Origin of the sequence: Devosia sp., from assembly GCF_036676215.1 — a bacterium.
GTDB lineage: Bacteria > Pseudomonadota > Alphaproteobacteria > Rhizobiales > Devosiaceae > Devosia.
Window position 1 is genome coordinate 1 of sequence record NZ_JAKFDJ010000225.1, and the last position, 1,791, is coordinate 1,791.

Consider the following 1,791-nt stretch of genomic DNA (forward strand, 5'->3'; position numbering starts at 1 on the left):
ACGCCGGCCGTGCCGAGGAAGGTCTCGCCCTCGTACTGCCGGAACTGGCGGTTCTCCATGGCGTCGATGTAGCGGACCCGGGCGCCGAAGCTGAGATCCTCGGTGGTGTATCCCATCATGCCGATCTGACCGAGGTCCCAACGGGCGTTGAAGGTGGCCTTCCACTCGGGGAAGCTCGTGCCCAGGCCGGCGCCGAAGTAGGAAATGGTGCCGGTATAGTCGACCGGGGGCAGCCCGGTGCGGTCAGCCTGCTTGTACTCCAGCACGTGGGTCAGCAGCAGGTTGGCCTGGAACGACCCCATCCATTCCGGAGCGCCGAGCCATTCCCAGTCGAAGCCGTAGTCGATCTGGAAATCGAGGCCGGAGGTCTTGATGATCCCGCCGTTCTCGAATGGCCACGGGCTGTTGCCGGGCAGCAAAGGGTTGCGGATCGTCGAGTTGGTGAGGTTGCCACCCGTCCGGGCGATGCCGGCGCAGTAGAGATTGGTGTTCGAGTAGCTCGGATTGGCTCCGTTGTAGTTGAAGCAGGATGCGATCGCCGTGTTGGTGTCGAAGATGACGATCGGGTCGGCGATCTCGATATTGTAGTAGTCGACGGAGCCGCGCAGGCGGCTGGTCCACTGGCCTTCCCAAGGCGAGGAGAGCGCGATGCCGACGGTGTAGGTGTCGGCCTTTTCGGGATCGAGATCGAGGCTGCCCGACAGGTTGATATTGGCCTGCGAACCGGGCGCGGTGGTGGCGCCGGCGGCCGGCACGCCCTGAGCCGCGCAAAGGCCGCGCAGGGTGCCCGGACCTGTTCCCGACGCCTTCCAGGCGTTGGTGAAGGCCGAGCACGGGTCGAAGATCTGCGGCGCAGAGGCGGTGCCGACGAACAGTTCCTGGAAGTTCGGTTCACGAACGGCGCGCTGGTACGAGGCGCGCAGCCGGGCCCAGTCGTTGGCCTTCCAGTTCAGCTCGGCCTTGTAGGTGGCCGAACCCCGGTTCTCGGTGCGCCGGCCGGTGAGCAGGTCCTCGAACTGCGCCCAGGAGTAACGGAAGCCCAGGCCGACCTCGAGGCTCTCAATATAGGGCATGTCCTTGACGATCGGGATGATCGTCTCGCCGAAGATGTCGTTGAAGGCGCTGCTGCCGGCCTCGGGCAGGCCGACGGTGAAGCCCGAGAACGGACCCGGGTTGGACAGGAAGCGCAGGTTGTACTCGATACCGCGATGTTCGGCGCCGAGGACGATGGGCACGGCGCCGGCCGGCAGTTCGAACAGATCGCCGCTGATGAAGAACTGGCCGATGGTCTGCTCGTACTGCTCGCGCCGGGTGACCGGTGATTCCAGGGCCGTACGGCAGGTGCTCGACAGCGGGCGGTCACCGAAAAAGTTCTGCGTGGCGCAGGCGCCGTTGGAACCGGCCGGATTCTGGGTCGGGTGAGCCAGGATATTGGTGAGCAGCTGGGTGTTGATGTTGCCGAACTGGGTCCGGTCGATCTCGGTGCGGCCCTGGGAAATGTAGGCCTCGCCCTTGAAGTTCTCGCCGATCGGGAACTTCACGCCGGCCATGTACTGGACGACGGTGTTCTGGAACTGCGAAATCCGCGCCCCGAAGCCTAGCGGCCGGAAGGCGAACAGGAAGGGCTCGGTTGCGCCCGAGCCCACCAGCAGCGGGTCGTCGCCCGTGCGGGCGGCCAGCAGGGTCTTCAGGTCGTTGGGGATGAACGGGTTGGTGACCGGCACCACCAGGTTCGCGCCGATGTTCTGGCCCGGGGTGACGAGAGCCGAGGCCACCTGCAGGTTGGTGGCC

General features: G+C 65.6%; 1 protein-coding gene. It reads right to left on the reverse strand.

Features of this window, described 5'->3' with window-relative positions:
• Nucleotides 1–1,791, reverse strand: a 1,791-nt coding sequence (locus tag V6M52_RS19030) for a TonB-dependent receptor domain-containing protein (protein WP_332702544.1), incomplete at both ends; no start/stop codon positions are given.